Here is a 24,263-nt window from a genome sequence, read left to right as displayed (position 1 = left end):
ACTGGGGAAGGCCGGCGAGGTCCGGCCCACCCCAACCAACCGCTGCTGATGCGTTTGCGCTTGCCCGCGCCCTCATCTGCCGGCGGCAGCAACGCCAATCCCCGCAGGAGAACCAGCACTTCATGACAGCCCTGGCCCCCGAAACATTCCACGAACAGCTCATGAGCCGCCGCTACGAACCCAGCGTTGCAGCCGTCAACGAACTCTGCGATTCCCTGCGGGAGACCAAACCAGGAACCGTGGTCCCCTACGTCGACCCCATGCACGACGTTGAGGAATGCCGCATCATCAGCCTCTACTCCAACATCGGCGAGGCGGATCCGTCCGGCTTCATCACCGCCGGCGACCAGGACGCCGCAACCCGGATGCTGGGCATCCAGTGGAAGCTGGGCCTGCGCCCCGAGTTCGTGATGCCTTGGAACGTCCACCCCTGGCACGTTCCCGGCGAAGCCAACGGGAAGTTCACCCCGGACCAGGTCCAGGCCGGCCTCAAACCCCTGCTGAAGTTCCTGGCCTTGGTCCCCCGCGCATCGGTCATCGTGGCGCACGGCACCGAAGCCAACCGCCTGGCCAACCTGCTGCTGAAGACCGAGGTTCCCCTGCTGTGGCGCCGCGGCCTGAAGACCTACAAGGTCCGCTCGCTGAGCGGCCGCGCGTTCGCCGGTTCCCCTGCACGCCAGGAGGAGTTCCTCGAGGACATGCGGACGGCGTATGCAGACGCCATGGCCCGGACCGGCATCGCGAAGCCCTGAATCGTCGGCGCTCAGCCTGTGGCATCGGAGTCGGTAAACGAAATTCCCGGTGCCGATTCGTCTTCGGCTTCAACCCAGGTGGTGAAGTCGGCGTACGACATCCAGGAGTAGTAGTCACAGAACCTGAGACACGCTTTTTCCTGCTTTCCCACGCTTCGCGCAGCTCCTCCTTTCTTCCTCTAGCCCTTTGATTCTTTTAACCGAAATCAGGGACGGCGCATTCCAGTCCAGGGACGACGGCGGGCGGTCACCTTTTCGCCAAAAGGTGACCGCCCGCCGTCGTCATATATGGAACCCTCGGTGGGGACTTAGGAGCCTTCGATGGCTGCCTTTGCCTTGGGGTCGGAATCGTTGAGGAACTTCTCGATCCGCTCCGGTTCGTCCGCCTCACCGATGGCGGCCGACGCCCTGCCCAGGGAGTAGAGCGCGCGCAGGAACCCCCGGTTGGGCTCGTGCTCCCACGGGATGGGTCCGACGCCGCGCCAGCCGTTGCGCCGCAGCGCATCCAGGCCGCGGTGATAGCCCACCCGAGAGTAGGCGTAGGAGTCGATGGTGCGCCCCTCCGCCCATGCTTCCTCGGCCAGGATGGCCCACAGCAGCGAGGACGTGGGGTGCCTTTCCACCAGGTCCAGGGCTTCCTGACCGGCCTCCAGCTGTCCGTACACCTCGGTTTCGGCGGGCAGGAGCGTGGGCTCCGGCCCCATCAGGTTCCGGCGGAACTCGTCCGACATCTAGAAGGTCTTTCCGGCCGAGCCGAGCTGCTTGGTGGCTTCCACCACGCGGGCTGCGAGGCCGGCTTCGGCGGAGGCGCCCCAGACACGGGGGTCGTAGGTCTTCTTGTTGCCCACTTCGCCGTCAACCTTCAGGACGCCGTCGTAGTTCTTGAACATGTGGTCCGCCACCGGGCGGGTGTAGGCGTACTGGGTGTCGGTGTCGATGTTCATCTTGATCACGCCGTACGAAACAGCGTCCGCGATTTCCTGGTCCGAGGAGCCGGAGCCGCCGTGGAACACCAGGTCAAACGGGTTCTCCTTGCCGATCTTGGCACCAACCTGGGCCTGGATGTCCTTGAGGATCTCCGGGCGCAGCTTGACGCCGCCGGGCTTGTAGACGCCGTGGACGTTGCCGAAGGTGAGGGCGGTGATGTAGCGGCCGTTCTCGCCGGCGCCCAGGGCATCGATCGTAGCCAGGGCGTCCTCAACCGTGGTGTACAGCTTGTCGTTGATGGCGTTCTCCACGCCGTCTTCCTCGCCGCCGACGGTGCCGATTTCAACCTCGAGGATCATCTTGGCAGCCGCGGTGCGGGCCAGCAGGTCACGGGCGATCCGCAGGTTTTCCTGCAGGGTCTCGGCGGAGCCGTCCCACATGTGGGAGTTGAACAGCGGGTTGCGGCCGGCCTTGACCTCAGCTTCGGAAGCCTCGAGCAGGGGCAGGACGAAGCCGTCCAGCTTGTCCTTGGGGCAGTGGTCCGTGTGCAGGGCGACGTTCACGCCGTAGTTCTTGGCAACCTCGCGGGCAAAAGCCGCGAAACCCAGGGAACCGGCCACCATGTCCTTGGTGGACGCGCCGGACCAGTAGGCCGCACCGCCGGTGGAAACCTGGACGATGCCGTCGGACTCGGCCTCGGCGAAGCCACGGAGGGCTGCGTTAAGCGTCTGCGAGGACGTGACGTTCACGGCCGGGTATGCGAAGCCGCCCGCCTTCGCACGGTCGATCATTTCGGAGTAGATCTCTGGGGTTGCAATGGGCATGCTGGCTCCTCTGCTGAGTTTCGTCTGTGGGTGGAAGACCCTCAAGTAGACCGCTTACGGCTTGGCACCATCCTAGCCATTAGCGGGCCGGGAGTGCTCTGGGTTACGCCCCACCGGCCCACCTACCACCTCCACCCACCCCCGCGAGATGGCACTTGACGGCAATGCCGGGGGCGGGAATTGCCGTCATCTGCCATCTCGCGTCCAGCCGCGGCTCTGCAGCGCCTCCCGCACCTTGCGTACGACGGCGGGCCTGTCACCTTCCAGGTGTTGCTTGCCGATGCGAACTTCAAGCCACCCCAGTGCCAGAGTCCGGTCGTACCGTTCCATGTCCCGCAGGTGCTGCTCCTCCCCTGCGTGGTGCCCGCCGTCGTACTGCAGCGCGATGCCCCACTGCGGATAGGCAGCGTCAGGCCAGAGCGAAGGAAGCCCCCCTTGGTCGAACAGGACGTGGTTCAGGACCGGTTTCCGGCAAGCCGACGTCAATCAGCGCGAGCCGCATGTGTGTTTCCGGGGCGGAGTCGGCGCCTACCCGCACCAATTCGATCGCTTCCCGGGCTGTCTTTATGCCCCGCATGCCCCCATGCCTGCTGATGACGTACCGGAGTGCGTCAAGGCCGCACAGCGCCTCCCTCGGACGCGGAAAGCCGGGCCCGTGGGAGCACACCAAGTAATCTCCAACGGCCACAAGGTCCTGCACGGCCAGCACAGGGGCCAGGTCCAGCCAGGTCCGTGCAGGCGAGGTGACCCTGACGCCGTCGTACTCCGCTACCTCGTCCGGCAGGAAAGACAGCAGATGGCCGACGACGTTGGAGCGGCGTGGAAAGCTGAATCCGCGCCGCCGGGCCAGATGGATCCGCCAGTCGCCGCCCGGCCCTGGCGGCAACGGCGCTCCCCAGACATGTGCGGCAGAGAGGGACGTCAGAGTGGACGTGTCATCAAGGTCTGTGTACGCGCGCAACGCTGCAGCACCGGCGGCACCGGAGTGGGCCGGCATCCGGATGCCCCTCGAAACGGTCACCAGATCCTTCGCCGCGGTTCGCGTGCGCGTGACCCCCGCCTTGTCGGAAGCACGCCGCGAAAAAGTTCCTGTGGTCAAATGCTCTGGAAGGCTGGCCCTGCGCATGCCCCCATTCTGGCGCGTTAGGGAGGCCCCGCAGAGGTTATCCACAGGCTCGCGGACGACGGACCCGCGAGTTGGCACTTAACGGCAATCATCGGCTCCGCGACTGCCGTTAAGTGCCATCTCGCGGGGTTAGGAGACGTGCTGGTTGAAGACGTGCCGGCGGATCCAGGCGTGCATGGCGATCGCGGCGGCGGAGGCGGCGTTGATGGACCGGGTGGAGCCGAACTGTTCGATGGACAGGGTGGCGACGGCGGCGTGGTGGACTTCCGGGGTGAGGCCAGGCCCCTCCTGTCCGAAGACCAGCACGCAGTCGCGGGGCAGTTCGTACGTTTCCAGGGGCACCGAGTCCGGGAAGATATCGATCCCGATGATCGCCAGCCCTTCCCCCTGCGCCCACTGGACAAAGTCCTCGACGGTGGGGTGGTGGCGAACATGCTGGTAGCGGTCGGTGACCATGGCGCCGCGCCGGTTCCACCGCCGTCGACCGATGATGTGAACTTCCTTGGCGAGGAAGGCGTTGGCGGTGCGGACCACGGTGCCGATGTTCAGGTCGTGCTGCCAGTTCTCGATGGCCACGTGGAAGTTGTGCCGCCGGGAGTCCAGTTCCGCGACGATCGCCTCGTGCTTCCAGTAGCGGTATTTGTCCAGGACGTTGCGCCGGTCGCCGTCGGCAAGGAGGTCGGGGTCCCAGTGGTCGCCTTCGGGCAGTTCCCCTTCCCAGGGCCCGACGCCGACCTCCGCCTTTGCGGGTTCGGCCTCCCCGGGCGCGTGGTCGGGTTCGTCTGTCATGCCGGGCGTTTGGTTCACCCTTCAACACTAGACTGGACTCTTCGGGCAACCATCACAGGCGGAGGCAGGCATGGCAGAAGCAGACGAGGTAACAGGCAACCCGGCGGTATACCGCAGCGGCCAGGAGATCGAGTGCTGGCTGACGGACATGGACGGCGTCCTGGTCCACGAAAACCAGCCCATCCCGGGAGCCGCGGAACTGATCCAGCGCTGGGTGGATACCTCAAAGCGCTTCCTGGTGCTGACCAACAACTCCATCTTCACTCCCCGCGACCTTGCCGCCCGCCTCCGCTCTTCCGGCCTGGAGATTCCGGAAGAGAACATCTGGACGTCGGCCCTTGCCACGGCCCAGTTCCTGAAGGACCAGGTGTCCGCCGGGGGCTCGGAATCCGGGAACCGCGCCTACACGATCGGCGAGGCAGGGCTGACGACGGCGCTGCACGAGGCGGGCTTCATCCTGACCGACCAGAACCCGGACTTCGTGGTGCTCGGCGAGACCCGCACGTACTCCTTCGAAGCGATCACCATGGCTATCCGCCTGATCCTCGCCGGTGCCCGGTTCATCGCCACCAACCCCGATGCCACGGGCCCTTCCAAGGACGGCCCGATGCCCGCCACCGGCGCCATCGCGGCCCTGATCACCAAGGCGACGGGCCGCGAGCCGTACATCGTGGGCAAGCCGAACCCCATGATGTTCCGCTCAGCGATGAACCAGATCGACGCCCATTCCGAAACCACCGCCATGATTGGTGACCGGATGGATACGGACATCATTGCCGGCATGGAGGCAGGGCTGCACACGGTCCTGGTCCTGAGCGGCATCACGCACAAGGACGACATCGCTGCATACCCGTTCCGGCCCAACCAGGTGCTGAACTCGGTGGCGGACCTGAAGAACCAGATCTAGAAGATGCTGACCCGGGAACCGCCCCGGGGCAAGGGGAAGTACTCGTCCAGCAGTTCCGTCAACAGGGGCCGGTAGATCTGCGGATTCCAGCCCGGGCTGGCGTGCGCGGGGGCAGCCCCGATGGTCTGCAGGTTGCTGGAAACCATGTTGTCCTTGAACACCACGGCCCAGGTTTCGGACGCGGTCTCGTAGTCCACTGTGCCGTCCTTGGGGTTGCCGATGTAGGCCATCTTGGCTGTGCCAAGATGGCCGGCAAACTGGCTTCCCTCGAAGTGGTAGATGTAGGCGGACTCCGTCTGGACCAGGACATTGGACGGGGCGATCGGCGACAACTGCTCCAGCGTCTGGTTCAGGATCTGGCGCCAGCTCCGTTCGTCCTTGTGGATGATCCGTTCCCCCAGTTCATACCCGCCACGGAGGGTGGACGGGAACCTGACACCGCTCTCATAGAGGAACACCACGCCGTCGAACCAGCTCTGGTCCAGGACGTCGTGCGCGCTGTAAGGGCTGGAGTCCAGGAGGATGAACTGTACCTGGATTTCCTGCAAGGCCAGCAGCCGCGCAGCCACCTGCGTTGCCAGCATGCCGCCAAAGCTGTGTCCGTAAAAGAACAGCTTGGTGATCTTCTCCGCGGCAACGTAGTCGGTGATGGCGTTGACCACCTCGGTGATGTTCAGGCCCAGGTTGGAATATCCGACGGCGGCGAGCCGGGCCCGCTTGTTCAGCGAGCCCCGCATGGTGTTGAGGATCCACTGAGCCTCTTCCCAGCTGGTTTTGTAGCCCGGGAACAAGAACCAGCTGGCGTCCGGATAGTAGGCGTCGGCGAAGTCGTCGGCCACCGTGAGGATCCTGGTGCTGCGGCGCTGCGACTGCACTTGGCGGGTTACCAGCATGTCCGCCGCCAGCAGTCCGGACGCCCCCGCACCGGCCAGGAAGCTGCGCCGCGAAAAGCGCTTCAGGGCAGCCGCGTCCGCCAGCAGCCGGGCGTCTGAGACCCAGCGCCGGCCCTGCGGACCAACCTCCCCCTCATACGGCACACTCCTACCGTAAGCCCAGGGAAAGTTACCGCCGCAACGGGCGGAGGTAAACGTTTAGTGACGGGAGGTCAGCTGGCAGCTCGCCCTTCCGCAGCGGGGAACGGCGCGTGGGGTTCCTGCCGGCGGCGGAGGATTTCCAGGCCGATGTCGTTGTAGCGGCCCAGCAGGTCCGCGCCGTCGAGGGCTCCCGGGGTGTCCAGGAGCGCGAAGACCGCGTCACTCCCCTGGAGCAGTTCCTCGTCCGTGTATTCGGCCAGCGGGCGGCCGTACAGTTCCTCGATCCACATGACGGGCAGCTGGGGGAACTCGCCGGCAAAATCGCCGCCGGGGAAAAGCTCACGGACGTCGTCGTCCATCAGGAGCGGCTGGCGGCTGCCGGCGTCCTCCGGGGCCCAGTCATGCGCGGCGGGCGCGAGCTGAAGTCCCACTGAGGCGGAAGGAGCCCCCAGCAATGAGTTGGTGGCAATAGCGTTGAGATCTGTCCGAAGCCCTGCCAGTGCGGAGGACTCAATAAGCTCGGCCTGCGAAAGGTCAACGCAGATGCGGCAGCGGATGCCCATCCTCCGGACACGGCGGATGATGCGGACCAGTTCAGCACGGGTGTCGTGGTGAAGGGCCCCCCGGACTTCAATCCGGACGATGTCGGCAGGGACATCCAGGTTAACGAGTGCGTCTAATGCGCGGTCCATAGGTACTCCAAAAGAGGTCTATGGCCGACGGCTCAACCTCCGCAAGCGTAACCCCCGTGGGAGCCCCCGCACAACCCGCCCTCACGCGCCGGGGCCCGACCCGACCTTTCCCGGCTCCTGGTAGTAGGTGCGCGTTCCGGCGCCGCCCACCGAATCAACCAACGACTTGGCGATGTCCCGCAGCTTGGTGTTGCTGTTGCTTGACGCCTCGGTGAGGATTTCCACGGCGGCCTCCTGGCTGCAGCGGTTCTGCGCCATGACGATGCCCACTGCGATGTCGATGATGGTGCGCGATTCGAGGGTGGCTTTGAGGTTGGTCGCGCTGTCCGCGTGCAGGGAGAACCTGACGGCCAGGCGCAGGGCCTGCGAGATCTCCCGGGTGAAGTCCCTGGCCCTCTCCGCCGCCTGCCCGTCGAACTTGTGGTCGACGTCTGAGTAGAGGTTCAGGGCTGCCCTGGCTTCCCCCTGCAGGTTGAAGGGCAGGGAAAAGACGGAACGCAGCCCATAGGAGGCAACCGCCGTCGCGTAATCGGGGCCCCAGCGGTCCTCCTGCAGCAGGTCCGGAACGTAGACTTCCCGTTCTTCCTTCGCGGCAGTCAGGCACGGACCCTGGGATAGCGAGTACTGGATTTCGTCCACTTCCCGTGCGGAGGGGCTGCTCCAGCCAATGGTGGCTGCCTTGCGGTCGCGGAGCAAAGTGATGCCGCACAGGGCATCGTCACCGTCCCCTGCCATCTGGTGGGCAGAGAACCGGGCAAGTTCGTTAAGGAAATCCTCAAAATCAGCGCTTTCCAGGATCAGGTTCTGCACCTGGTCGGTCGCGCTCAAGGGCTGTTCTGGGGGGAGCAAGATGCGTGGTCTCCAAGCAACTGAAAAGTGTTAACGCACATCATAAATCAGCGCCAACACAGCAGCCAATGGCTGGCAGCGTGCGCCCACGCCTCTGGCTAGTCCAGACCCAGTTCGTCCTTGCCGAACGCGAACAGGTAGGGCACACCGGTCTCGGCTTCAATCTTTTCCTTGGCGCCGGTGTCGCGGTCCACAATCACGGCTACCGCCACGACATTGCCGCCGGCTTTCCGGACGCCTTCCACCGCCGTCAGCGCGGACCCGCCCGTGGTGGAGGTGTCCTCCAGGACCAGCACTTTGCGGCCCTCGACGGACGGGCCTTCAACCTGGCGGCCCATGCCGTAGGACTTCTGCGCCTTGCGGACCACGAACGCGTCAACGGTGCGGCCGGCGTCGGCGGCGGCGTGCATCACGGCGGTGCCCACGGGGTCCGCGCCCATGGTCAGCCCGCCGGCGCACTCAAAGTCGATCCCGGCGTCGTCCGCCAGCGCCAGCATGACCTGGCCCACCAGCTTGGACGCCTCGTGGTGCAGCGTGATGCGGCGAAGATCGATGTAGTAATCGGCCTCGGCCCCGCTGGAGAGGATCACCTTGCCGCGGACCACGGCGAGTTCCTTGATCAGTTCGAGCAGTCGGGCGCGGGCAGCTGCGGTGTCTACCGCAGTGTCAGTGGGCGAAGTCATGGCTTCAAGTTTAGTGGGTGGCCGGGCCGTGAGCGGGCGCGCGAAGGCCGGCGCATGCTCCGGTCGCGGTCCGAACGCGATGACGCGCGGGAGGAGACGCTTCACTACGGGGTTGTGGCGCAGGATAAAGAAGATCGCACGCTGGATCAGGAACCTGGCGCCCGACCCCTTGCCGGCCAGCATGTCGCCGGACAGCTTCCCGTCGAAGAGCGGAACGAACACCACCCGGTGCATGATGCGCTGCACGGTCTGCACCACCACCGTGGGCATGCGGCGGCGGCGCTGGATGGCTGCCAGGGTTTTGGTGCGCACATAACCCCGACGAAGGTCCGGGGCCAGCCGCTCCGCTGCCGCCACCGCATCCTGGATGGCGAGGTTGATGCCCACTCCTCCGGCTGGGGACATCGCGTGCGCGGCGTCCCCAATGCACAGGAAGCCGTCCACGTACCAGCGCCGCAGTCGGTTCAGTTTCACGTCCAACCAATGCAGGTCCTCCACGCTGCTGATGGAATCGACGCGGTCGGCAAGGTCCGGGCGGAGAGCCGCCACCCGCTGCCGGAACCGGTCCACCCCGTCAGCCCTGATCCTGGCATCAGAACCCTTCGGGGCAAGGTATCCCATCTGGTAATAGTTGGTGCGGTTGAGGGCAATCATGGCATCCCGGTTACCCAGCGAGGGCACCACTCCCGCCACTTCGCCCCTTTCTGAGGCGTGGCGCGGGAGCCTGAACCACCAGGTGTCAAAAGGCACCGGGTATTCCCGGGGGCGCATTCCCGCCGCCTGGCGCAGCACCGAATGCCGGCCGTCCGCCGCCACCACCACGTCCGCGTGCAGGACGTGCTCACTGGAAGTACCGACCTCCCGGTAGCGCACTCCGGTGACCCGCCCGCCGTCGAACTCCAAACCTGTTGCCTCGCTCTCCATGAGCAGCGTGAACGTTGGTTCCTCGGCGGCTGCTGAGGCGAGGAAATCCAGGAAGTCCCACTGGGGCATCATGGCCACGTAGTTGTACGGGGGCTTCAGGGAGTCAAAGGCCGCAAGGGTGACCAGTCCGGCGCCGGGCACCGGGACGGCGACATTGCTCAGGCGGCTTTGCGGCAAGCTGCGGAATCCTGCCCCCAAACCCAGTTCGTCGATCAGCCGGACGGTGGACGCGTGCACCGTGTCGCCGCGGAAATCCCGCAGGAAGTCACGGTGCTTCTCCATGACCGTCACGTTCACTCCGGCCCGCGCCAGCAGCAGGCCCAGCACCATTCCCGCCGGGCCGCCGCCCACCACGGCACACCCCGTCCGCTCCATGCGATTACGCTACGCCGCACGGGACCTTCCTGGAACAGTTGAGGGTTGTTGACAGTGCTGGCTAGGCTGGACCACATGCGCGAACTCCAGGCCAAGATCATTGAAGAAATGGGCGTTCAGCCCCGGATCGATCCCGCAGGGGAGGTGCGCAAACGCGTCACGTTCCTCAAGGAATACCTCAAGGCCACGGGCACCAAGGGCTTTGTCCTGGGCATCTCGGGCGGCCTGGATTCATCCCTTGCCGGGAAGCTTGCGCAGCTGGCAGTGGATGAACTCGAGGCTGAAGGTGTTGAGGCCAACTTCGTGGCCGTCCGCCTGCCCTACGGGGTCCAGCACGACGAGGAAGACGCCCAGGCGGCCCTGGACTTCATCAAGGCCAAGACGGAGTGGACCTTCAACATCTCCGCGGCGGTGGATGGTTTCGAGGACGAGTTCGAGAAGACCGTGGGCTCGGAGATTTCCGACTTCCACAAGGGCAACACCAAGGCCCGCACCCGGATGATCGCCCAGTATGCGCTGGCCGGGGAGTTCAACTACCTGGTGCTCGGCACGGACCACGGCGCCGAGTCCGTCACGGGGTTCTTCACCAAGTACGGCGACGGCGGCGCGGACATCCTGCCCCTGTTCGGCCTCAACAAGCGGCAGAACCGGGCCCTGCTGGCCGAGCTGGGAGCGCCGGCGCGGGTCTGGGAGAAGGTCCCCACGGCCGACCTGCTCGATGACCGGCCGGGCCGCACGGACGAGGACGAACTGGGCCTCAGCTACGACCAGATCGACGACTACCTTGAAGGCCGCGAGGTTCCGGACGCCGTGGCCGAGTCCATCGAGCAGAAGTACCTGCGCACGCGCCACAAGCGCACGGTGCCGGTGACCATCTTTGACACCTGGTGGAAGGAAGAAGGCCCGGAGGAGCCCCGCGCGGGACTGTAACCATCCCCCGGCACTGAATTTTCACCACCTTTGGGGAGTACGACGGCGGGCCGCGCCGAAAAAGTGCGGCCCGCCGTCGTCGTTCGCTGCCATAGTTGGGAAGACTCAGCGGGTGCGCCGGCCGCCGTCGCCCCCGCCCAACTGTTGGGTAATCCGGTGCGCCTCCGCCATCAGCAGGCCACCCAGCTCCTCCTGCCGCTCGGGCTTAAACCTAGGCTCGATGCCGGTCAGGGACAGCGCCCAGGCCGGCTTCCCGGACCGGTCGAACACCGCGGCGCCCATACCCCAGCTGCCCTCCAGGACCAGCCCGGGGTTCACCGAGTAGCCGGCCAGCCGGGTGCGGGCCAGGTTTTCCCGCACCAGCTGCGGAGTGTGGTGCGCGGCGAAGGCGCCGGCGTGTTCGCTCCAGCGGCCCAGCAATTCCTCCTGTTCGGCTTTCGGCAGGAAGGCCAGGATGGCCGTCCCCGCCGACGCTACTCCCAGCGGGAACCGCACCCCCTCGTGCAGGACGAAGGACCGGACCGGGAAGGTGCCTTCCTCACGCAGCAGGCATACCGTCTCCGCCCCGCGGCGGATCGAGAAAAAGGCGCTCTCGCCCGTTGCCTGTGCCAGCCGGCGCAGGCTGGGCCGGGCAATGTCCTCCATGGGAAAGCGCGCCGAAGCCACCGAACCCATCAGCAGTATTTCCGGCCCCAGCACCCAGTTGCCCGTCACGGGGTCGTGGTCCAGGAGGCCTTCCGCGGCGAGGGATGCCAGGAGCCGGTGGACCGTGGGTCGGGTGAGGCCCGATTCGCGGACCAGGCCTGCCAGCGGCATACCTTCGGCGCTGCGGCCCACCAGCCGCAGCAGCCCAGCAACGCGCGCCACCACCTGGGCACCCTGTACCGGCGTGCCAGCCATCAATCCTCCTTGTTGTCCACAATATGGATGCTTTTCATTCTAGTGTCCATACTGTAAGGCCGCAGCCAGTGATTCTTGACACTCTCGGCCAACCGCCCGTAGTCTCCAAACTCAGATCCCAGGCGTCCACTTAGTGGACGACCGCCGCGCTCAACGAGGAGACGTCATGAAGAAACTCCAGGCTTCTGCTGCCACCGCCCTGGAAGGAGCCCTGCAGGACGGCATCACCCTCGCCGTCGGCGGGTTTGGCCTGAGCGGCATTCCCGCCGACCTGATCGAAGCCGTCCGGGACTCCGGTGTCCGGGACCTCACCGTGGTGTCCAACAACATGGGCGTGGACGGCAAGGGCCTGGGCATCCTGATCGAGGCAGGCCAGGTCCACAAGGTGATCGCCTCCTATGTCGGCGAAAACAAGCTGTTCGCCGAGCAGTACCTCGCCGGCAAGCTCGAGGTGGAGTTCACCCCGCAGGGCACCCTCGCCGAGCGGCTCCGCGCCGGCGGCGCCGGTATCCCGGCCTTCTACACCAAGACCGGCGTGGGCACCCTCGTGGCAGAAGGCAAGCCGCACGAGGTGTTCGACGGCGAAACGTACGTCCAGGAGCGCGCCATCCGGGCCGACGTCGCACTTGTCCACGCCCACACCGCGGACACGGACGGCAACCTGACCTACCGCTACACTGCCCGGAACTTCAACCCCGTTGTGGCGACCGCCGGAATCCTCACCGTCGCCGAGGCGGAAGTGATTGTGGAGTCCGGCCGACTGGACCCCAACCTCATCGTCACGCCCGGCGTCTTTGTCCAGCGGCTGGTGCAGGCAACGGACCGGGTCAAGGACATCGAGCAGCGGACCGTCCGGCAGCGCGCCGGGCTCATCCCGGCCTGACCGCCGTCTAAAGCGCGCCGCGCGCCCCACACCACGACTCGATGGAGAGAATCACCCTCATGACCGCCGTGCAATTCAACGACCAGGATGTCCGCCAGAAGGGCTTGGCCCGGATGGCTGAGAAGCTGGCCGGGTGGACACAGAAGTGGTTCCCTGACGCGTACATCTTTGCCCTGGCAGGCGTACTGCTGGTGGCCATCGCGGCGCTGGCCATCGGCGCCTCACCCAAAGCCGTGGTGGATTCCTTCGGCAACGGGTTCTGGGACCTCACCGCCTTCACCCTGCAGATGGCCATGGTGGTGCTGACCGGCTACGTTGTGGCCACGTCCCCGCCGGTGGCCCGGCTGATCGAGCGGCTGGCACAAGTTCCGAACTCGGCACGTTCGGCCGTCAGCTTCGTAGCCGTCCTGTCCATGTCCGTTTCCTTCGTCAACTGGGGATTGAGCCTGATCTTTGGCGGGCTCCTGGCGCGCGCGGTGGCCCGGCGGGCGGATCTGCATGTCGATTATCGGGCCCTTGGTGCCGCGGCCTTCATGGGGCTGGGCGCAGTCTGGGCGCTGGGCATGTCCTCCTCCGCCGCCCAGCTGCAGGCGACCAAGGCCTCCATCCCGCCGGCGCTGCTGAAGATCACCGGCGTCCTGGACTTCGGAACCACCATCTTCACCTGGCAGTCCCTGCTGACCCTGGCCATCCTGATGCTGCTGACCACCGTCATTGCGCACTTCTCCGCCCCAACGGGAGCCGGCGTCAAAACGGCAGCCGACCTCGGCGTCGACCTTGATGACCAGCCCGAACCGCCGGCCGAAAAGTCCCGGCCAGGCGAATGGCTCGAATACAGCAGGGTCCTGCCCATCCTGGCCGGCGTGCTGACCCTGGGCTGGCTGGTGTCCCAGCTGCTCACCCTGCCCATCCTGAGCGTTGTCAGTTCACTCAACGGATACCTGCTGGTCTTCCTGATGCTGGGACTGGTGCTGCACGGAACGCCGCGCAAGTTCCTCCAGTCAGTGACCAAAGCCGTCCCCGCCACTGCAGGAATCCTGGTGCAGTTCCCGCTCTACGCGGCAATGGCCGCCATCCTGACCAAAGCCACCGGCGCCGGCGGCCTCTCGGTGTCAGAACACCTGGCCCACTTCTTCACCAGCATCGGCGGCAACGGGGCATTCGCCGTCATCATCGCCATCTACACCGCCCTCTTGGGGATGTTCGTCCCCTCCGGCGGCGGAAAGTGGCTGGTGGAGGCACCCTACGTCATGCAGTCCGCCACGGACGTGAACATGAACCTCGGCTGGACCGTACAGATCTACAACATGGCCGAGGCGCTGCCCAACCTCATCAACCCGTTCTTCATGCTGCCGCTGCTGGCCGTCCTGGGCCTGCGCGCCCGGGACCTGGTGGGCTTCACCTTCCAGCAGTTCCTCTTCCACCTTCCGGTGGTCCTGCTGCTGGCCTGGCTGCTGGGGATGACGTTCGAGTTCGTGCCACCGGTAATACCCAACTGAGTACAGCTAACAAGACTAAGGAGAAACCCCATGGGATGGACCAGGGATGAAATGGCCGCCATCGCGGCGGAGGAACTGAACGACGGCGACTACGTGAACCTGGGAATCGGCATCCCCACGCTGGTGGCCAACAACCTGCCCGAGGGCGTGCGGGTGGTGCTGCAGAGCGAGAACGGCCTGTTGGGCATGGGCCCCTTTCCCTTTGAGGGCGAGGAGGACGCTGACCTGATCAACGCCGGCAAGCAAACCGTCACGGTCCTGCCCGGCGGGAGCATCTTCGACTCGGCCACCTCCTTCGGCATGATCCGCGGCGGGCACGTCAAGGTGGCCATCCTGGGCGCCATGCAGGTCTCCGGAAACGGCGACCTGGCCAACTGGACCATCCCGGGCAAGATGGTCAAGGGCATGGGCGGTGCCATGGACCTGGTGGCCGGCACCCCGCGCGTCGTGGTCCTCACCGAACACAACGCCAAGGATGGCACGGCCAAGATCGTGCGCGAATGCACGCTTCCGCTGACCGGGCTCAGCTGCGTGGACAGGATCATCAGCGACCTCGCCGTCTTCGACCTGAACAAGACGGACGACGGCGGGCGGCAGCTCACGCTGACCCGGCTGGCTCCGGGGGTCACGGTAGAGGAGATCCGGGAAAAGACCGAAGCCGGCTTCGAAGTCCGGCTCGATGAGAAGGAAGTGGCGGCATGAGCCTCAAGGAACAATTCGGCAAGGATGTCCTGCTTACCGGCTGGGGCCACAGCCGGTTTGGCAAGCTGACGGAGGAAACCCTGGAGTCCCTGATCGTGCAGGTGGCTACCGAGGCCATCAGCACCGCCGGGATTGAGCCCGGCCAGATCGACGAAGTCTACGTGGGCCAGTTCAACTCCGGCATGATGCCACTGGCGTTCCCGTCCTCGCTGGCGCTGCAGGTCTCACCGGACCTGGCCAACGTCCCCGCCACCCGGGTGGAGAACGCCTGCGCCTCGGGTTCAGCCGCGTTCCAGCAGGGCACCAAGTCCCTCCTTGCCGGCACAGCAAAGACTGTCCTGGTCATTGGCGCGGAGAAGATGACCCACGCCGGCGCCGACGTGGTGGGCGCCGGACTGCTGGGCGCGGACTACGACATGGCCGGCAAGCCCTCCACCACAGGTTTTACCGGCCTCTTCGCGGAGGTCGCGAAGCACTACGAGAAGCGTTACGACACCGACGGGAAACTGGGCGACGTCCTGGGCAGTATCGCTGCCAAGAACCACCGCAACGGCGTGGACAACCCGTACGCGCAGCTTCGGAAGGACCTTGGCGAGGAGTTCTGCCGGACTGTTTCGGACAAGAATCCCATGGTGGCCGATCCCCTGCGCCGCACCGACTGCTCCCCCGTGTCCGACGGCGCTGCCGCCGTCGTCCTCTCTACGTCCGCCACCGGCGGCACCAACCCTGCCGTGCGGCTCGCCGGCTTTGGCCAGGCGAATGACTTCTTCCCTGCCGCCCGCCGGGACCCCACCGCCTTCGAAGCCACCCGGGTTTCTTGGCAGCGCGCCCTGGCGATGGCCGGTGTTGGCATCCATGACCTGGACCTCGCAGAGGTCCACGACTGCTTCACGATCGCCGAACTGCTGATGTATGAGGCCATGGGCCTGGCAGAACCCGGCCAGGGCGCCCGTGCGCTGGAGGAAGGCTGGGTTTTCAAGGACGGAAAGCTGCCCGTCAACGTGTCCGGCGGCCTCAAATCCAAGGGCCACCCGGTTGGCGCAACCGGGGTATCCCAGCATGTCCTGGCAGCCATGCAGCTCACGGGGACCGCCGGCGACATGCAGCTGGCGGCTCCACGGCGGGCAGCCGTGCAGAACATGGGCGGCGCGGGTATCGCCAACTACGTCAGCATCCTCGAAGCCGTCTAGCTGGGGATATCCGCCCGTCGCGGGGCACTTTGATGCGGTACACCGGCCGTCCGGGGAATTACGACGGCGTGTCCGCGCCAAAGTGCCCCGACTCGGCATGGGAAGGGGCGGGTCAGGCGGAAGGCTGCGATTGACTTCCGCCTGAACTGCCGCATCCCTGCAGCCTACTTTCCTGCAGCCTACTTCCCTGCGCCAGCGATGGCTTCCGCGCCGGCGGTGGCGCAGGCTTCATCCAACGCGCCATCGGGAGCACCACCGACGCCGATGCCGGCCACCGAAACTCCGTTGACCTTCAGCGGGACACCTCCCGCCAGGAACAGGGTGCCTGGCAGGTCTGTGATGGACGGGCCGTTCCCATTGATCCGCTTGGCCAGTTCGCTCGTGGGCGCACCGAACGCCGCGGCGGTGTATGCCTTCTGCTTTGCGGCTTCGATGGTGTGCTCCGCCGCGTTGTCCCCCCGGAGCAGGGCCTGGATGGTGCCGAACCGGTCCACGAGGGCCACGGTGACAAACGGGAGCTTATCCGCCTGGCATTTGGCGAGGGCGGCGTTCACCGCGGTGAAGGAGGCGCCAACGGAAATACGGTTCTGCTGGACAACAATCCCGGGCGCAGGCTGGACGTCGACGGCGGGAACGGCCGCGGGCGCGGGTCCCGGCCCGGCGTTGGCGGCCGCCGTGGCCCCTGCGGTCAGGACGAGCGCGCCTGCTGCTGCGGCGGCGAATACTTTGTGGGACTTCTTCACGGTGACTCCCTGGGATCGGATTGGCTGGAGGATACGCATCAATCCTTCCGGGGGCGGCGTCGCCTGCCATCGGGCCTTGGGCTGCTTCCCGTTCAGACCAAAGGCCAGCCGTATCAGCCAAAAGGCTGAGGACCAGCAGGGGCGGGGGCAATAGCATGGAGACAGCGTTCCCACCACGAAGAACAGGCGGCGTCCCATGCCTACCGGAGTTCCCACCGCCACGCCTGCTGAAGACATCGGGCAAGGGGTCCGGCCCCACCGTGCCGCCGGCACCAGCCTGGGCAGCATCGGTACAGCGGTGCACCTCGGGTTCGCGGTGCTCCTGGTTGCATCCCTGGTCAGGTACATCATGCGTCACAGCCCGCGGATAACCTGCTGGTCCTGGGCCTGGCGGCCGCGGCAAGCCTGCTGTATGCCGCCGTCGCAGTCCTGGCCAGGCGGGGCAGGCCAGGGCTGCCGTGGATGTTCACCCTGGTGGCTGTATGGGCGGTGCTGGTGGTGCGGCACCGAGCTTCGCCTGGTGCTCGTTCGCGCTCTTCTTTCTGTGCCGCAGTGCCCTTGCCGGAACGGCTGCGTACGTTGCGGCGGGGACAACGGCGGCTGCTACGGCGGCAGGCCTCTTCAGGTTGAGCGGTGGCACCGATCTGGCGATGCTTCTGGGGCCGGTTGCGGTGGGCCTCATGCTCACACTGGTGTACGACCGTATCCAACACGATGCGGAGGAGCAGCGGCGCCTCAACGCCGAGGTTTCGCTCGCCCAGGACCAGCTGGCGGCCAGCGAGCGTCGGGCCGGCACCATCGCCGAGCGTGAGCGCGTGTCCCGGGAAATCCACGACATCGTCACCCAGGGCCTGGCCAGCAGCCTGCTCCTGCTCGAAGCGGCGGACCGTTCCTGGCCTGCCCCTGGCGCACAGGCGGATCTCAGGCAGGCCACCGCCCTGCTGCGCATCAACCTGTCCGAGACCCGCAGCCTGGTGCACGACCTGGCCTCACCGGGAATTGACGCGACACCCCTGCCGGACGCACTGTGCCTCGCCGCCCGGCAGTACGTGCCCGGAGCCACCCTGCTGGTGACGGGCGAGCCACGGCAAGTCCCACCAGAGGTCCGCCACGGCTTGCTTCGGGTGGCGCAAAGCGCAGCGTCAAACATTGCGCTCCATGCGGACGCCAGGACAGCAGCGGTGACCGTGGGCTTCCTGCCGGACTCCGTCACTTTGGATATCTACGACGACGGCGCCGGCTTTGATCCGTCAGCGGCAACTCCGCCATCGAATGCAGGAGGGTACGGCCTGCGGGCCATGCGGCAGCGGGCAGAGCAGCTGGGTGGAAGCTTCTCGGTGCAAAGTGCCCCGGGCGAAGGAACCATAGTGGCGGCGCAACTGCCGGTGGAAGGAGGCAGATGAGCACCATCACGGTCCTGCTGGTGGACGACCATCTGGTGGTGAGGAGCGGCCTGCGCGCGCTGCTGTCCACCCAGCCCGACATCGAGGTGGTGGGTGAGGCTGCGTCCGGCGAGGCAGCCGTGCAGCTGGCCCAGATCCACTCCCCCGCCGTGGTGGTGATGGACCTGGCCATGGGGCCGGGCATGGACGGGCTCGAAGCGATCAGGCGGATCAGGGACCTTAACGGCCGGCAGGCCATCCTGGTGTTCACCACCTACGATTCCGACGCCGACATTGTCCGTGCAGTGGACGCCGGCGCGATGGGTTACCTGTTGAAGGATGCTGCCCCGGAAGAAATCTTCGCCGCCATTCGGGGCGCCGTCCAAGGCAAAAGCGTCATGAGCCCGCCGGTGGCATCCCGGTTGTTTCAGCAGCTCCGCAACCCGGACGAAGTCCTGACACCGCGCGAAGCCGAGCTGCTGAGCCTGCTCACCGAGGGGCTCAGCAACCGCGAACTGGGCCGCCGGCTTTTCATCTCCGAGGCCACGGTAAAAACCCATCTGGCACACATCTACGCCAAGCTTGGAGTTGATACCCGGGCGGCAGCCATTGCCACCGCAATCCGCCGCGAAGGCATGCGTTGAGGTGGCTTTATCGCGAATACCCTTGCACCCAGGCCCTCCGCCCCGTACGTTTGGGGACAGTGGGGGATTACCTCCCGCGCACTCCGGGACGATCCCCGGGGAGAGAATCAGAGTCACATGAAGGAATGCAGCCATGGCAACAGGCACAGTTAAATGGTTCAACGCCGAAAAGGGTTTTGGCTTCATTGCCCCCGATGACGGGTCCGCTGACGTTTTCGCCCACTACTCGGCAATCGCCACCAGCGGTTACCGCTCCCTGGACGAGAACCAGAAGGTCGAATTCGATGTGACCCAGGGCCCCAAGGGCCCGCAGGCAGAGAATATCCGCCCGCTCTAAGTCTTCGGCGGCCTCCGGCAGCTGCCGGGACCCCATTCAGCGGCCCCTCCACCCCAGGGTGGAGCGGCCGCTGTTTTCATGCACCGCCTTGGCTGCCCAGCCCCCCCTCCGCTTCTACAGTTTGGGATAATGGGGGCATGACGGGACAGGACCAGGACCGGGATCCGTGGGAGGAGTTCGACTCCCTCGGACCTGCCGCGCAGGACCGCGTCCCCGGCCAGCCCGGCGGGGAGCCGCACGGGTTCGGGTTCCGGACCGGCGTACGCAGCGCGCGGGTTGCGGTCGGCTTCGCCGTTTACGCGCTCGCCCTGGGAACCATCCTGGCCTTGACCGGGTGCATAGTCTTCATCACCCGGCAGCAGTGGCTGCTGATGGGCCTCATGCTGCTGTTCGAGGCAATCTTTGTTTTTGCGTTCACGCGCCTGGTTGCCCAGGCCAGGCACCGTACACCCCGGGACCGGCACGCCAGGTGACTCCGCTGGCGCCTGCCGGCCATTGCAGGGTTCAGGCTGCGGGGTGCGTCAGCTGCCTCCGGCTCCAAAGCACGACGACGGCCCCCGCCACCGTGCCTGCGGCCACCATCCTGCGCCGCGCCGTCCGCCGCCTCCCCTGCCAGCCGCCGCTGACTGAAGCCTTGCGGCTGTGGCCTGACGGCTCGTAGAGGGTTCCCGTCGTGGCAGCTGCCGGCTTCTTCCGTGACAAGTGGGTCTTATCCACCTGCGCGGCCATGGCGGCTTCCACCTTGGCCGGCGTGAGCTTGTGCTGAAGGACCATCAGCCGTCCGGCGGGGCCCACCACTGCCTCGCGCCGGGGCTTGGCGGCCAGGCTGACGATGGTTCCTGCCACGCGTTCCGGGGTGTAGACCGGCGGCATCGCTACCACTTTCCGTCCGGTGTAGTTTGCCGCATGTTGGAAGAAGGGCGTGTCGATGGCCGCGGGCAGCACCGTGCAGACCTTCACTTTCCGCACTCCGTCCAGCCGCAGTTCGGACCGGATGCTGACGCTCAGGGCCCGCACCGCAGCTTTGGACATGGAGTACGCGGCCGTGTAGGGCTGGGATTTCTCGCCCACGATGGATGCGACGTTGATCAGCACCCCTGATCCCTGTGCACGAAGCCGGGGCAGCGCGGCGCGGGCACCATGGATGTAGCCCCCGATGTTGACGTCCAGCACGCGCCTGATGTCTGCAAGAGGAATATCGGTGAGGCGGCCAAAAACTCCGACGGCGGCGTTGTTCACCCAGATGTCCAGCCGCCCAAACTCCTTCACGGCCCGGTCCGCAAGTGCTTCAACGCTTGCGGCGTCCGTGACATCCGTCGGGACGGCAATGGCCTTGCCTCCCCGCCTCCTCACCTCATGAGCCAGGCTTTCCAGGGCAGCGGCGCTTCGTGCGGCGAGGACCAGCCGGGCACCCTTGTCCGCGAAGGCCAGCGCCGTTGCACGGCCGATGCCGCTTGAGGCTCCGGTGATGACCACAACTGCCTTTTTGACCCGCATCCCGACTCCGTTCCGTGCCCCCGCAGACACGGCCATCAACACTAAGTATGCTTACCAGTGCGATGGTACCGAGAGGCCCCAGTCGCTGACAACCTTTCAGACGCCAGTTGTCAGCGCCTGGCCTTGGCGCGTTTGGTCCGCCGGACGACGAGCAGGACCACGGCAACGGCCAGCGCGGCGTAGACGGCGTAGTTGAGGTAGTGCGAGTACTCCTCGATGAGCCTGTACTGAGTGCCCAAAAGGTAGCCCAGGCCGATGAGGGCGCCGTTCCAGAGGCCGCTGCCGGCGAGGGTGAAGAGGCTGAAGGTTCCCACGGGCATGGCTGCCGCTCCCGCCGGCAGGGAAATGAGGCTGCGTACCCCGGGCAGCAGGCGGCCGAAGAAGATGGAGGACCTGCCGTGGCGGCGGAACCAGCCCGCCGCGTGCTCAAAGTCCTCCCGGTCCACCAGCGGCAGCTTGGACAACCATCGGATGGATCTGTCCAAACCCAGTTTGGCGCCCAGCCAGTAGAGCAATAATGCCCCCAGGTACGCACCAAGGGTGCTGGTGGCGAAGACGAGGAAGAGGTTCAGGGAGCCCTGCTTGGCGAGGTAGCCCGCCAACGGGAGTATCACCTCGCTGGGGATCGGCGGCACCACAGTCTCGGCGAGCGTAAAGGCGCCAACGCCCCACTCGCCCAGGGTATCAATGGCCCTCGCCGCAAAGCCCACGAGTCCCGTAAGCCCCTCCGTGGGGCTGGCTGCACCGGTCATGGTTGTCCACACTACCGGTGCTTGAACTCGGGCTGGCGCTTCTCGGTGAACGCCGCCATGCCTTCCTTTTGGTCCTCGGTGGCGAACAGGGAATGGAAGAGCCGCCGTTCGAACTGGACTCCTTGGGCCAGGCCGGTTTCGAAGGCCGCATTGACGGCTTCCACGGCTGCCATCGCCGCTGGCTTGGATTTGCCGGCTATCACCCCGGCCACCGTGAGTGCCTCGGACACCACGTCCGCCGCCGGAACCACGCGCGACACCAGCCCGCACCGGTCCGCTTCCTCGGCGTCTATGAACCTGCCGGTGAGGATCATGTCCATGGCCTTGGCCTTGCCCACAGCCCGGGTGAGCCGCTGGGACCCGCCCATGCCCGGGAGGACGCCCAGGTTGATTTCGGGCTGCCCGAATTTCGCATTGTCGCCGGCAATGATGAGGTCGCACATCATGGCCAGTTCGCAGCCGCCGCCCAGGGCAAAGCCCGACACTGCGGCGATGGTGGGAATCCGCAGCCGGGCGAAGTCCTCCCAGCCCCGGAACCAGTCAGCCAGGTACATGTCCATGTAGCTCTGGTCCGCCATCTCCTTGATGTCGGCTCCCGCGGCGAAGGCCTTGCCCGAGCCCGTGATCACTACCGCCCCCACGCCCGGATCGGAGTCCATGGCGGTGACGGCTGCCACCAACTCTTCCATGGTGGCTTTGTTCAGCGCGTTCAGCGCGGAGGGCCTGTTGAGCGTCACCAGCCCTACCCTGCCTTGCTGCTCCACCAGGATGTTGGCGTACTCCGTCATTCGGGACTCCCGTCGTCGTGTGCTGTTGTACTGTGCCTGCCGGGCGACTCCCCGGGGGAATGCTCCCCGGCTACCGCGTCCCGGGCAGGCTTGCCGGATGCCCGGCGGATCTCGGTGATGATGGCGGAAAAGTCACGGCCTGCGCCGCCCTCCGCGGCAAACCTATCGTAGATATGGGCGGCGAGCGCCCCCATTTCCCCCGCCACCCCCGTGCCGTTAAGGGCGTTGACCGCGAGGTTTAGGTCCTTGGCCATCAGTGCTGAAGCAAAGCCCGGCTGGTAGTCCCGGTTGGCAGGGCTGGCGGGGACCGGTCCCGGCACCGGGCAGTTGGTGGTCAGCGCCCAGCACTGGCCGGACGCGGCGGAAGCGACGTCGAACAGCGCCTGATGGGTCAGGCCCAGCTTCTCGCCGAGGACGAAGGCCTCACTGACCGCGATCATGGAGACGCCCAGGATCAGGTTGTTGCAGATTTTGGCGGCTTGGCCGGCGCCGTGTCCGCCGCAGTGCACCACCCGCTTGCCCATGACCTCCAGCAGGGGCCGCACGGCCTCGAAGTCCGCGTCGTCTCCGCCGGCCATGAAGGTCAGGGTGCCGGCCTCGGCCCCCACCACACCGCCGGAAACGGGGGCGTCGACGGATCGGTGGCCTGCTTCGATAGCCAGGCGGGCAGCTTCGCGGGCCTCATCCACGTTGATGGTGGAGCAATCCAGGAACATGGTTCCCGGCTGTGCTGCTGCCAGCAGGCCAGGTCCCCCACTGGCGCCCCGGTAAGCGTCCAGGACGTGTCTGCCGCTGGGAAACATTGTCAGGACCACATCGGCGCCAGCCAAGGCGTCAATGGTCGATCCTGCCACTGGAACGCCCTGGGCCTGCGCCGCTTCCAGTGCCGCCGGCACCACATCAAAGCCGGTCAACCGGTAACCGGCCCTGATCAGGTTTATGGCCATCGGGTTCCCCATGTGCCCCAGCCCCAGGAAAGCAACGCGGCGTGTGTCAGGCATGGTCCGTCGCCTTCACCTGCAGGTCCAGTTCCCCACCGTCCAGCGGCTGGAAGAACCGGTCCACATCCTGCGGAAGCACCTCGGCGAGGGTGGCCGGTTTCCACTGCGGGTTCCGGTCCTTGTCCACCACCTGGGCCCGGATTCCCTCACGGAAATCTGGTCCTCCCAGAAAGCGGATTCCTACCCGGTACTCCTGGGCCAGCACTTCATCGAGGGTCAGGCTTGAAGCGCGGCGCAGGGACGCCAGGGTGACCTTGACCGACGTCGGCGATTTGGCCTCGATGGTGTCTGCAGCCGCCGTGGCATCGTCCTGCCCGGGCCCGGTCCACGCGCGGAGACGGGCGACAATGTCCCCGGCATCGTCCGAGTCGTAACAGGCATCAATCCATTCCCGCTGGCCGGCAAGCACCGAGGCAGGGGGTTGCCCGGCGTAACGTGCGACGGCGTCTTCCGGGCTTTCGGTTTCCAGCGCCGCCATCAGGCTGGGCACCGAGGATGACGGAACGTAGTGGTCTGCAAGGCCCAGGAACAGGGCATCTCCGGCGCCCAGGTGTGCGCCTGTGAGGGCCGCGTGGGTTCCCGTTTCTCCCGGTGCGTGGGAGAGCAGGAAGGTCCCGCCGACGTCGGGGGCAAACCCGATGGTGGTTTCCGGCATCCCCATCCTGGTCCGCTCCGTGACGACCCGGACGTTCCCGTGCGCCGAGACACCAACCCCGCCGCCGAGGACCAGGCCGTCCATCAGCGCAACGTATGGCTTGGGGTACCTGGAGATCAGGGAGTTCAGGCGGTACTCGGTTTGCCAGAAACCCGCCGTCGCGTTTCCACCTTGCAGCATGTCCTGGTAGATGGCCACGATGTCTCCGCCCGCGCACAGGCCCCGCTCCCCGGCGCCCTGCACCAGGACGGTGGCCACGCCGTCGTCCCCTGCCCAGGTGGTGAGTTGGCGCAGCAGCAGGTCCACCATTTCCGCGGTGAGCGCGTTGACCGCCCGGGGCCGGTTGAGGATTGCCACCCCCAGCCTGCCGCGCCGTTCAAAAAGTACGTCCGCTCCCCCGTTGCCTGCCGTGCTGTCCGTTGTATTCCCCGTGGCTGCCGTCATGGGCTGGGTGCTCCTTCGCATGGTGGCCGGATGA

The 24,263-nt window shown here is 66.2% G+C and carries 26 protein-coding genes and 2 pseudogenes; 11 read left to right on the top strand and 17 right to left on the bottom strand.

The features are described from left to right. Nucleotides 1-122 precede the first annotated feature (122 nt). Nucleotides 123-752 carry a uracil-DNA glycosylase gene (locus LFT44_RS02510; RefSeq protein WP_236800910.1) on the top strand — a complete coding sequence of 210 codons (630 nt, stop codon included), beginning with the start codon at nucleotides 123-125 and terminating at the stop codon, nucleotides 750-752. A gap of 11 nt (nucleotides 753-763) precedes the next feature. Here the strand turns inward: LFT44_RS02510 and LFT44_RS02505 are convergent, their stop codons facing one another. The 5 genes from LFT44_RS02505 to LFT44_RS02485 all read right to left on the bottom strand — a co-directional run bounded on the left by LFT44_RS02505 (nucleotide 764) and on the right by LFT44_RS02485 (nucleotide 4,418). After that, complete coding sequence (locus tag LFT44_RS02505) at nucleotides 764-904, bottom strand: hypothetical protein (protein ID WP_236800908.1); 141 nt, start codon at nucleotides 902-904, stop codon at nucleotides 764-766. 156 nt (nucleotides 905-1,060) lie between these two features. Continuing rightward, nucleotides 1,061-1,483 carry a DUF3151 domain-containing protein gene (locus LFT44_RS02500; RefSeq protein ID WP_236800906.1) on the bottom strand — a complete coding sequence of 141 codons (423 nt, stop codon included), beginning with the start codon at nucleotides 1,481-1,483 and terminating at the stop codon, nucleotides 1,061-1,063. Beyond that, on the bottom strand, nucleotides 1,484-2,503 hold the full coding sequence (gene fbaA / locus LFT44_RS02495) for a class II fructose-bisphosphate aldolase (protein ID WP_236800904.1): 1,020 nt from the start codon (nucleotides 2,501-2,503) through the stop codon (nucleotides 1,484-1,486). A 409-nt stretch (nucleotides 2,504-2,912) separates the two neighbouring features. Continuing rightward, nucleotides 2,913-3,524, bottom strand: a complete 612-nt coding sequence (locus LFT44_RS02490; protein WP_236800902.1) for a hypothetical protein — start codon at nucleotides 3,522-3,524, stop codon at nucleotides 2,913-2,915. Nucleotides 3,525-3,758: 234 nt separating this feature from the next. Continuing rightward, the gene (locus LFT44_RS02485; RefSeq protein ID WP_236800901.1) at nucleotides 3,759-4,418 is read right to left on the bottom strand and encodes a TrmH family RNA methyltransferase; all 660 of its coding nucleotides are present in this window, start codon (nucleotides 4,416-4,418) and stop codon (nucleotides 3,759-3,761) included. Nucleotides 4,419-4,488: 70 nt separating this feature from the next. Between LFT44_RS02485 and LFT44_RS02480 the strand changes: the two genes are divergently transcribed. Then, the gene (locus LFT44_RS02480; RefSeq protein ID WP_236800900.1) at nucleotides 4,489-5,325 is read left to right on the top strand and encodes an HAD-IIA family hydrolase; all 837 of its coding nucleotides are present in this window, start codon (nucleotides 4,489-4,491) and stop codon (nucleotides 5,323-5,325) included. Here the strand turns inward: LFT44_RS02480 and LFT44_RS02475 are convergent. From LFT44_RS02475 to LFT44_RS02455, 5 genes and pseudogenes are all read right to left on the bottom strand, one after another. After that, on the bottom strand, nucleotides 5,322-6,362 hold the full coding sequence (locus tag LFT44_RS02475) for an alpha/beta hydrolase (protein WP_236800899.1): 1,041 nt from the start codon (nucleotides 6,360-6,362) through the stop codon (nucleotides 5,322-5,324). The genes LFT44_RS02480 and LFT44_RS02475 overlap by 4 nt on opposite strands. A 68-nt stretch (nucleotides 6,363-6,430) precedes the next feature. Next, complete coding sequence (locus LFT44_RS02470; RefSeq protein WP_236800898.1) at nucleotides 6,431-7,051, bottom strand: hypothetical protein; 621 nt, start codon at nucleotides 7,049-7,051, stop codon at nucleotides 6,431-6,433. An 81-nt stretch (nucleotides 7,052-7,132) separates the two neighbouring features. Beyond that, nucleotides 7,133-7,879: a GAF and ANTAR domain-containing protein gene (locus tag LFT44_RS02465; RefSeq protein WP_236800897.1), complete on the bottom strand. Its 747-nt coding sequence runs from the start codon at nucleotides 7,877-7,879 to the stop codon at nucleotides 7,133-7,135. Between the two features lie 119 nt (nucleotides 7,880-7,998). Further along, a complete protein-coding gene (pyrE, locus tag LFT44_RS02460; protein ID WP_200830744.1) occupies nucleotides 7,999-8,583 on the bottom strand; it encodes an orotate phosphoribosyltransferase in 585 nt (194 codons plus the stop codon). Nucleotides 8,584-8,679: 96 nt separating this feature from the next. Beyond that, nucleotides 8,680-9,837: pseudogene (locus tag LFT44_RS02455) on the bottom strand (FAD-dependent oxidoreductase); the annotation flags it as partial. A 120-nt stretch (nucleotides 9,838-9,957) separates the two neighbouring features. Between LFT44_RS02455 and nadE the strand changes: the two are divergent. Next, on the top strand, nucleotides 9,958-10,812 hold the full coding sequence (gene nadE / locus LFT44_RS02450) for an ammonia-dependent NAD(+) synthetase (protein ID WP_236800896.1): 855 nt from the start codon (nucleotides 9,958-9,960) through the stop codon (nucleotides 10,810-10,812). 105 nt (nucleotides 10,813-10,917) lie between these two features. Here nadE and LFT44_RS02445 read toward each other — a convergent pair whose 3' ends face one another. Beyond that, the gene (locus tag LFT44_RS02445) at nucleotides 10,918-11,712 is read right to left on the bottom strand and encodes an IclR family transcriptional regulator (RefSeq protein ID WP_236800895.1); all 795 of its coding nucleotides are present in this window, start codon (nucleotides 11,710-11,712) and stop codon (nucleotides 10,918-10,920) included. Nucleotides 11,713-11,878: 166 nt separating this feature from the next. Here LFT44_RS02445 and LFT44_RS02440 point away from each other — a divergent pair, with 166 nt between their 5' ends. From LFT44_RS02440 to LFT44_RS02425, 4 genes are read left to right on the top strand one after another with little or no spacing between them, the layout of a single operon-like run. After that, a complete protein-coding gene (locus LFT44_RS02440; protein WP_236800893.1) occupies nucleotides 11,879-12,595 on the top strand; it encodes a CoA transferase subunit A in 717 nt (238 codons plus the stop codon). A 59-nt stretch (nucleotides 12,596-12,654) separates the two neighbouring features. Continuing rightward, complete coding sequence (locus tag LFT44_RS02435; protein WP_236800891.1) at nucleotides 12,655-14,094, top strand: short-chain fatty acid transporter; 1,440 nt, start codon at nucleotides 12,655-12,657, stop codon at nucleotides 14,092-14,094. A 30-nt stretch (nucleotides 14,095-14,124) separates the two neighbouring features. Continuing rightward, complete coding sequence (locus LFT44_RS02430; RefSeq protein ID WP_236800890.1) at nucleotides 14,125-14,796, top strand: CoA transferase subunit B; 672 nt, start codon at nucleotides 14,125-14,127, stop codon at nucleotides 14,794-14,796. Further along, nucleotides 14,793-15,986 (top strand): acetyl-CoA acetyltransferase, encoded by a 1,194-nt coding sequence (locus LFT44_RS02425; RefSeq protein ID WP_236800889.1) that lies wholly within the window; start codon nucleotides 14,793-14,795, stop codon nucleotides 15,984-15,986. The genes LFT44_RS02430 and LFT44_RS02425 overlap by 4 nt, the downstream gene beginning before the upstream one ends. Nucleotides 15,987-16,165: 179 nt before the next feature. Here LFT44_RS02425 and LFT44_RS02420 read toward each other — a convergent pair whose 3' ends face one another. Next, nucleotides 16,166-16,729, bottom strand: a complete 564-nt coding sequence (locus LFT44_RS02420; RefSeq protein WP_236800888.1) for a GlcG/HbpS family heme-binding protein — start codon at nucleotides 16,727-16,729, stop codon at nucleotides 16,166-16,168. A gap of 196 nt (nucleotides 16,730-16,925) precedes the next feature. Here LFT44_RS02420 and LFT44_RS02415 point away from each other — a divergent pair. The 4 genes and pseudogenes from LFT44_RS02415 (at nucleotide 16,926) to LFT44_RS02400 (ending at nucleotide 19,565) form a co-directional block, all read left to right on the top strand. Continuing rightward, nucleotides 16,926-18,132, top strand: a pseudogene (locus tag LFT44_RS02415) (sensor histidine kinase). Then, nucleotides 18,129-18,755, top strand: coding sequence for a response regulator (locus LFT44_RS02410; protein WP_236800887.1), 627 nt, complete (start codon nucleotides 18,129-18,131; stop codon nucleotides 18,753-18,755). The pseudogene LFT44_RS02415 and the gene LFT44_RS02410 overlap by 4 nt, the downstream one beginning before the upstream one ends. 133 nt (nucleotides 18,756-18,888) lie before the next feature. Beyond that, a complete protein-coding gene (locus tag LFT44_RS02405) occupies nucleotides 18,889-19,092 on the top strand; it encodes a cold-shock protein (protein ID WP_009357211.1) in 204 nt (67 codons plus the stop codon). A gap of 137 nt (nucleotides 19,093-19,229) precedes the next feature. Further along, entirely contained in the window at nucleotides 19,230-19,565 is a 336-nt protein-coding gene (locus tag LFT44_RS02400; protein ID WP_236800886.1) for a hypothetical protein, read from the top strand. 31 nt (nucleotides 19,566-19,596) lie between these two features. Here LFT44_RS02400 and LFT44_RS02395 read toward each other — a convergent pair whose 3' ends face one another. The 5 genes from LFT44_RS02395 to LFT44_RS02375 all read right to left on the bottom strand — a co-directional run bounded on the left by LFT44_RS02395 (nucleotide 19,597) and on the right by LFT44_RS02375 (nucleotide 24,229). Further along, nucleotides 19,597-20,589, bottom strand: a complete 993-nt coding sequence (locus LFT44_RS02395; RefSeq protein ID WP_236800885.1) for an SDR family oxidoreductase — start codon at nucleotides 20,587-20,589, stop codon at nucleotides 19,597-19,599. Nucleotides 20,590-20,699: 110 nt separating this feature from the next. Beyond that, nucleotides 20,700-21,341: a DedA family protein gene (locus LFT44_RS02390; protein WP_236800883.1), complete on the bottom strand. Its 642-nt coding sequence runs from the start codon at nucleotides 21,339-21,341 to the stop codon at nucleotides 20,700-20,702. An 11-nt stretch (nucleotides 21,342-21,352) separates the two neighbouring features. Beyond that, nucleotides 21,353-22,129, bottom strand: coding sequence for an enoyl-CoA hydratase (locus LFT44_RS02385; protein WP_236800882.1), 777 nt, complete (start codon nucleotides 22,127-22,129; stop codon nucleotides 21,353-21,355). After that, entirely contained in the window at nucleotides 22,126-23,130 is a 1,005-nt protein-coding gene (gene mmsB / locus LFT44_RS02380; RefSeq protein ID WP_236800881.1) for a 3-hydroxyisobutyrate dehydrogenase, read from the bottom strand. The genes LFT44_RS02385 and mmsB overlap by 4 nt, the downstream gene beginning before the upstream one ends. Beyond that, nucleotides 23,123-24,229: an enoyl-CoA hydratase/isomerase family protein gene (locus LFT44_RS02375; protein ID WP_236800880.1), complete on the bottom strand. Its 1,107-nt coding sequence runs from the start codon at nucleotides 24,227-24,229 to the stop codon at nucleotides 23,123-23,125. The genes mmsB and LFT44_RS02375 overlap by 8 nt, the downstream gene beginning before the upstream one ends. Nucleotides 24,230-24,263: the final 34 nt, after the last annotated feature.

This window comes from Arthrobacter sp. FW306-05-C (assembly GCF_021801725.1).
In the GTDB taxonomy this organism is placed as follows: Bacteria; Actinomycetota; Actinomycetes; order Actinomycetales; family Micrococcaceae; genus Arthrobacter.
This window is presented reverse-complemented; position numbering and strand designations above follow the sequence as displayed.

What these genes read in the sequence shown, in the direction of transcription:
- LFT44_RS02410 (WP_236800887.1), top strand. Translation starts at nt 18,129, where the DNA reads ATGAGCACCATCACGGTCCTGCTGGTGGACGACCATCTGGTGGTGAGG.
- LFT44_RS02470 (WP_236800898.1), bottom strand. Translation starts at nt 7,051, where the DNA reads ATGGACCGCGCATTAGACGCACTCGTTAACCTGGATGTCCCTGCCGAC.
- LFT44_RS02425 (WP_236800889.1), top strand. Translation starts at nt 14,793, where the DNA reads ATGAGCCTCAAGGAACAATTCGGCAAGGATGTCCTGCTTACCGGCTGG.
- nadE (WP_236800896.1), top strand. Translation starts at nt 9,958, where the DNA reads ATGCGCGAACTCCAGGCCAAGATCATTGAAGAAATGGGCGTTCAGCCC.
- LFT44_RS02430 (WP_236800890.1), top strand. Translation starts at nt 14,125, where the DNA reads ATGGGATGGACCAGGGATGAAATGGCCGCCATCGCGGCGGAGGAACTG.
- LFT44_RS02405 (WP_009357211.1), top strand. Translation starts at nt 18,889, where the DNA reads ATGGCAACAGGCACAGTTAAATGGTTCAACGCCGAAAAGGGTTTTGGC.
- LFT44_RS02480 (WP_236800900.1), top strand. Translation starts at nt 4,489, where the DNA reads ATGGCAGAAGCAGACGAGGTAACAGGCAACCCGGCGGTATACCGCAGC.
- LFT44_RS02510 (WP_236800910.1), top strand. Translation starts at nt 123, where the DNA reads ATGACAGCCCTGGCCCCCGAAACATTCCACGAACAGCTCATGAGCCGC.
- LFT44_RS02440 (WP_236800893.1), top strand. Translation starts at nt 11,879, where the DNA reads ATGAAGAAACTCCAGGCTTCTGCTGCCACCGCCCTGGAAGGAGCCCTG.
- mmsB (WP_236800881.1), bottom strand. Translation starts at nt 23,130, where the DNA reads ATGCCTGACACACGCCGCGTTGCTTTCCTGGGGCTGGGGCACATGGGG.
- LFT44_RS02445 (WP_236800895.1), bottom strand. Translation starts at nt 11,712, where the DNA reads ATGGCTGGCACGCCGGTACAGGGTGCCCAGGTGGTGGCGCGCGTTGCT.
- LFT44_RS02390 (WP_236800883.1), bottom strand. Translation starts at nt 21,341, where the DNA reads ATGACCGGTGCAGCCAGCCCCACGGAGGGGCTTACGGGACTCGTGGGC.
- LFT44_RS02375 (WP_236800880.1), bottom strand. Translation starts at nt 24,229, where the DNA reads ATGACGGCAGCCACGGGGAATACAACGGACAGCACGGCAGGCAACGGG.
- LFT44_RS02500 (WP_236800906.1), bottom strand. Translation starts at nt 1,483, where the DNA reads ATGTCGGACGAGTTCCGCCGGAACCTGATGGGGCCGGAGCCCACGCTC.
- LFT44_RS02395 (WP_236800885.1), bottom strand. Translation starts at nt 20,589, where the DNA reads ATGCGGGTCAAAAAGGCAGTTGTGGTCATCACCGGAGCCTCAAGCGGC.
- LFT44_RS02435 (WP_236800891.1), top strand. Translation starts at nt 12,655, where the DNA reads ATGACCGCCGTGCAATTCAACGACCAGGATGTCCGCCAGAAGGGCTTG.
- LFT44_RS02400 (WP_236800886.1), top strand. Translation starts at nt 19,230, where the DNA reads ATGACGGGACAGGACCAGGACCGGGATCCGTGGGAGGAGTTCGACTCC.
- pyrE (WP_200830744.1), bottom strand. Translation starts at nt 8,583, where the DNA reads ATGACTTCGCCCACTGACACTGCGGTAGACACCGCAGCTGCCCGCGCC.
- LFT44_RS02485 (WP_236800901.1), bottom strand. Translation starts at nt 4,418, where the DNA reads ATGACAGACGAACCCGACCACGCGCCCGGGGAGGCCGAACCCGCAAAG.
- LFT44_RS02385 (WP_236800882.1), bottom strand. Translation starts at nt 22,129, where the DNA reads ATGACGGAGTACGCCAACATCCTGGTGGAGCAGCAAGGCAGGGTAGGG.
- fbaA (WP_236800904.1), bottom strand. Translation starts at nt 2,503, where the DNA reads ATGCCCATTGCAACCCCAGAGATCTACTCCGAAATGATCGACCGTGCG.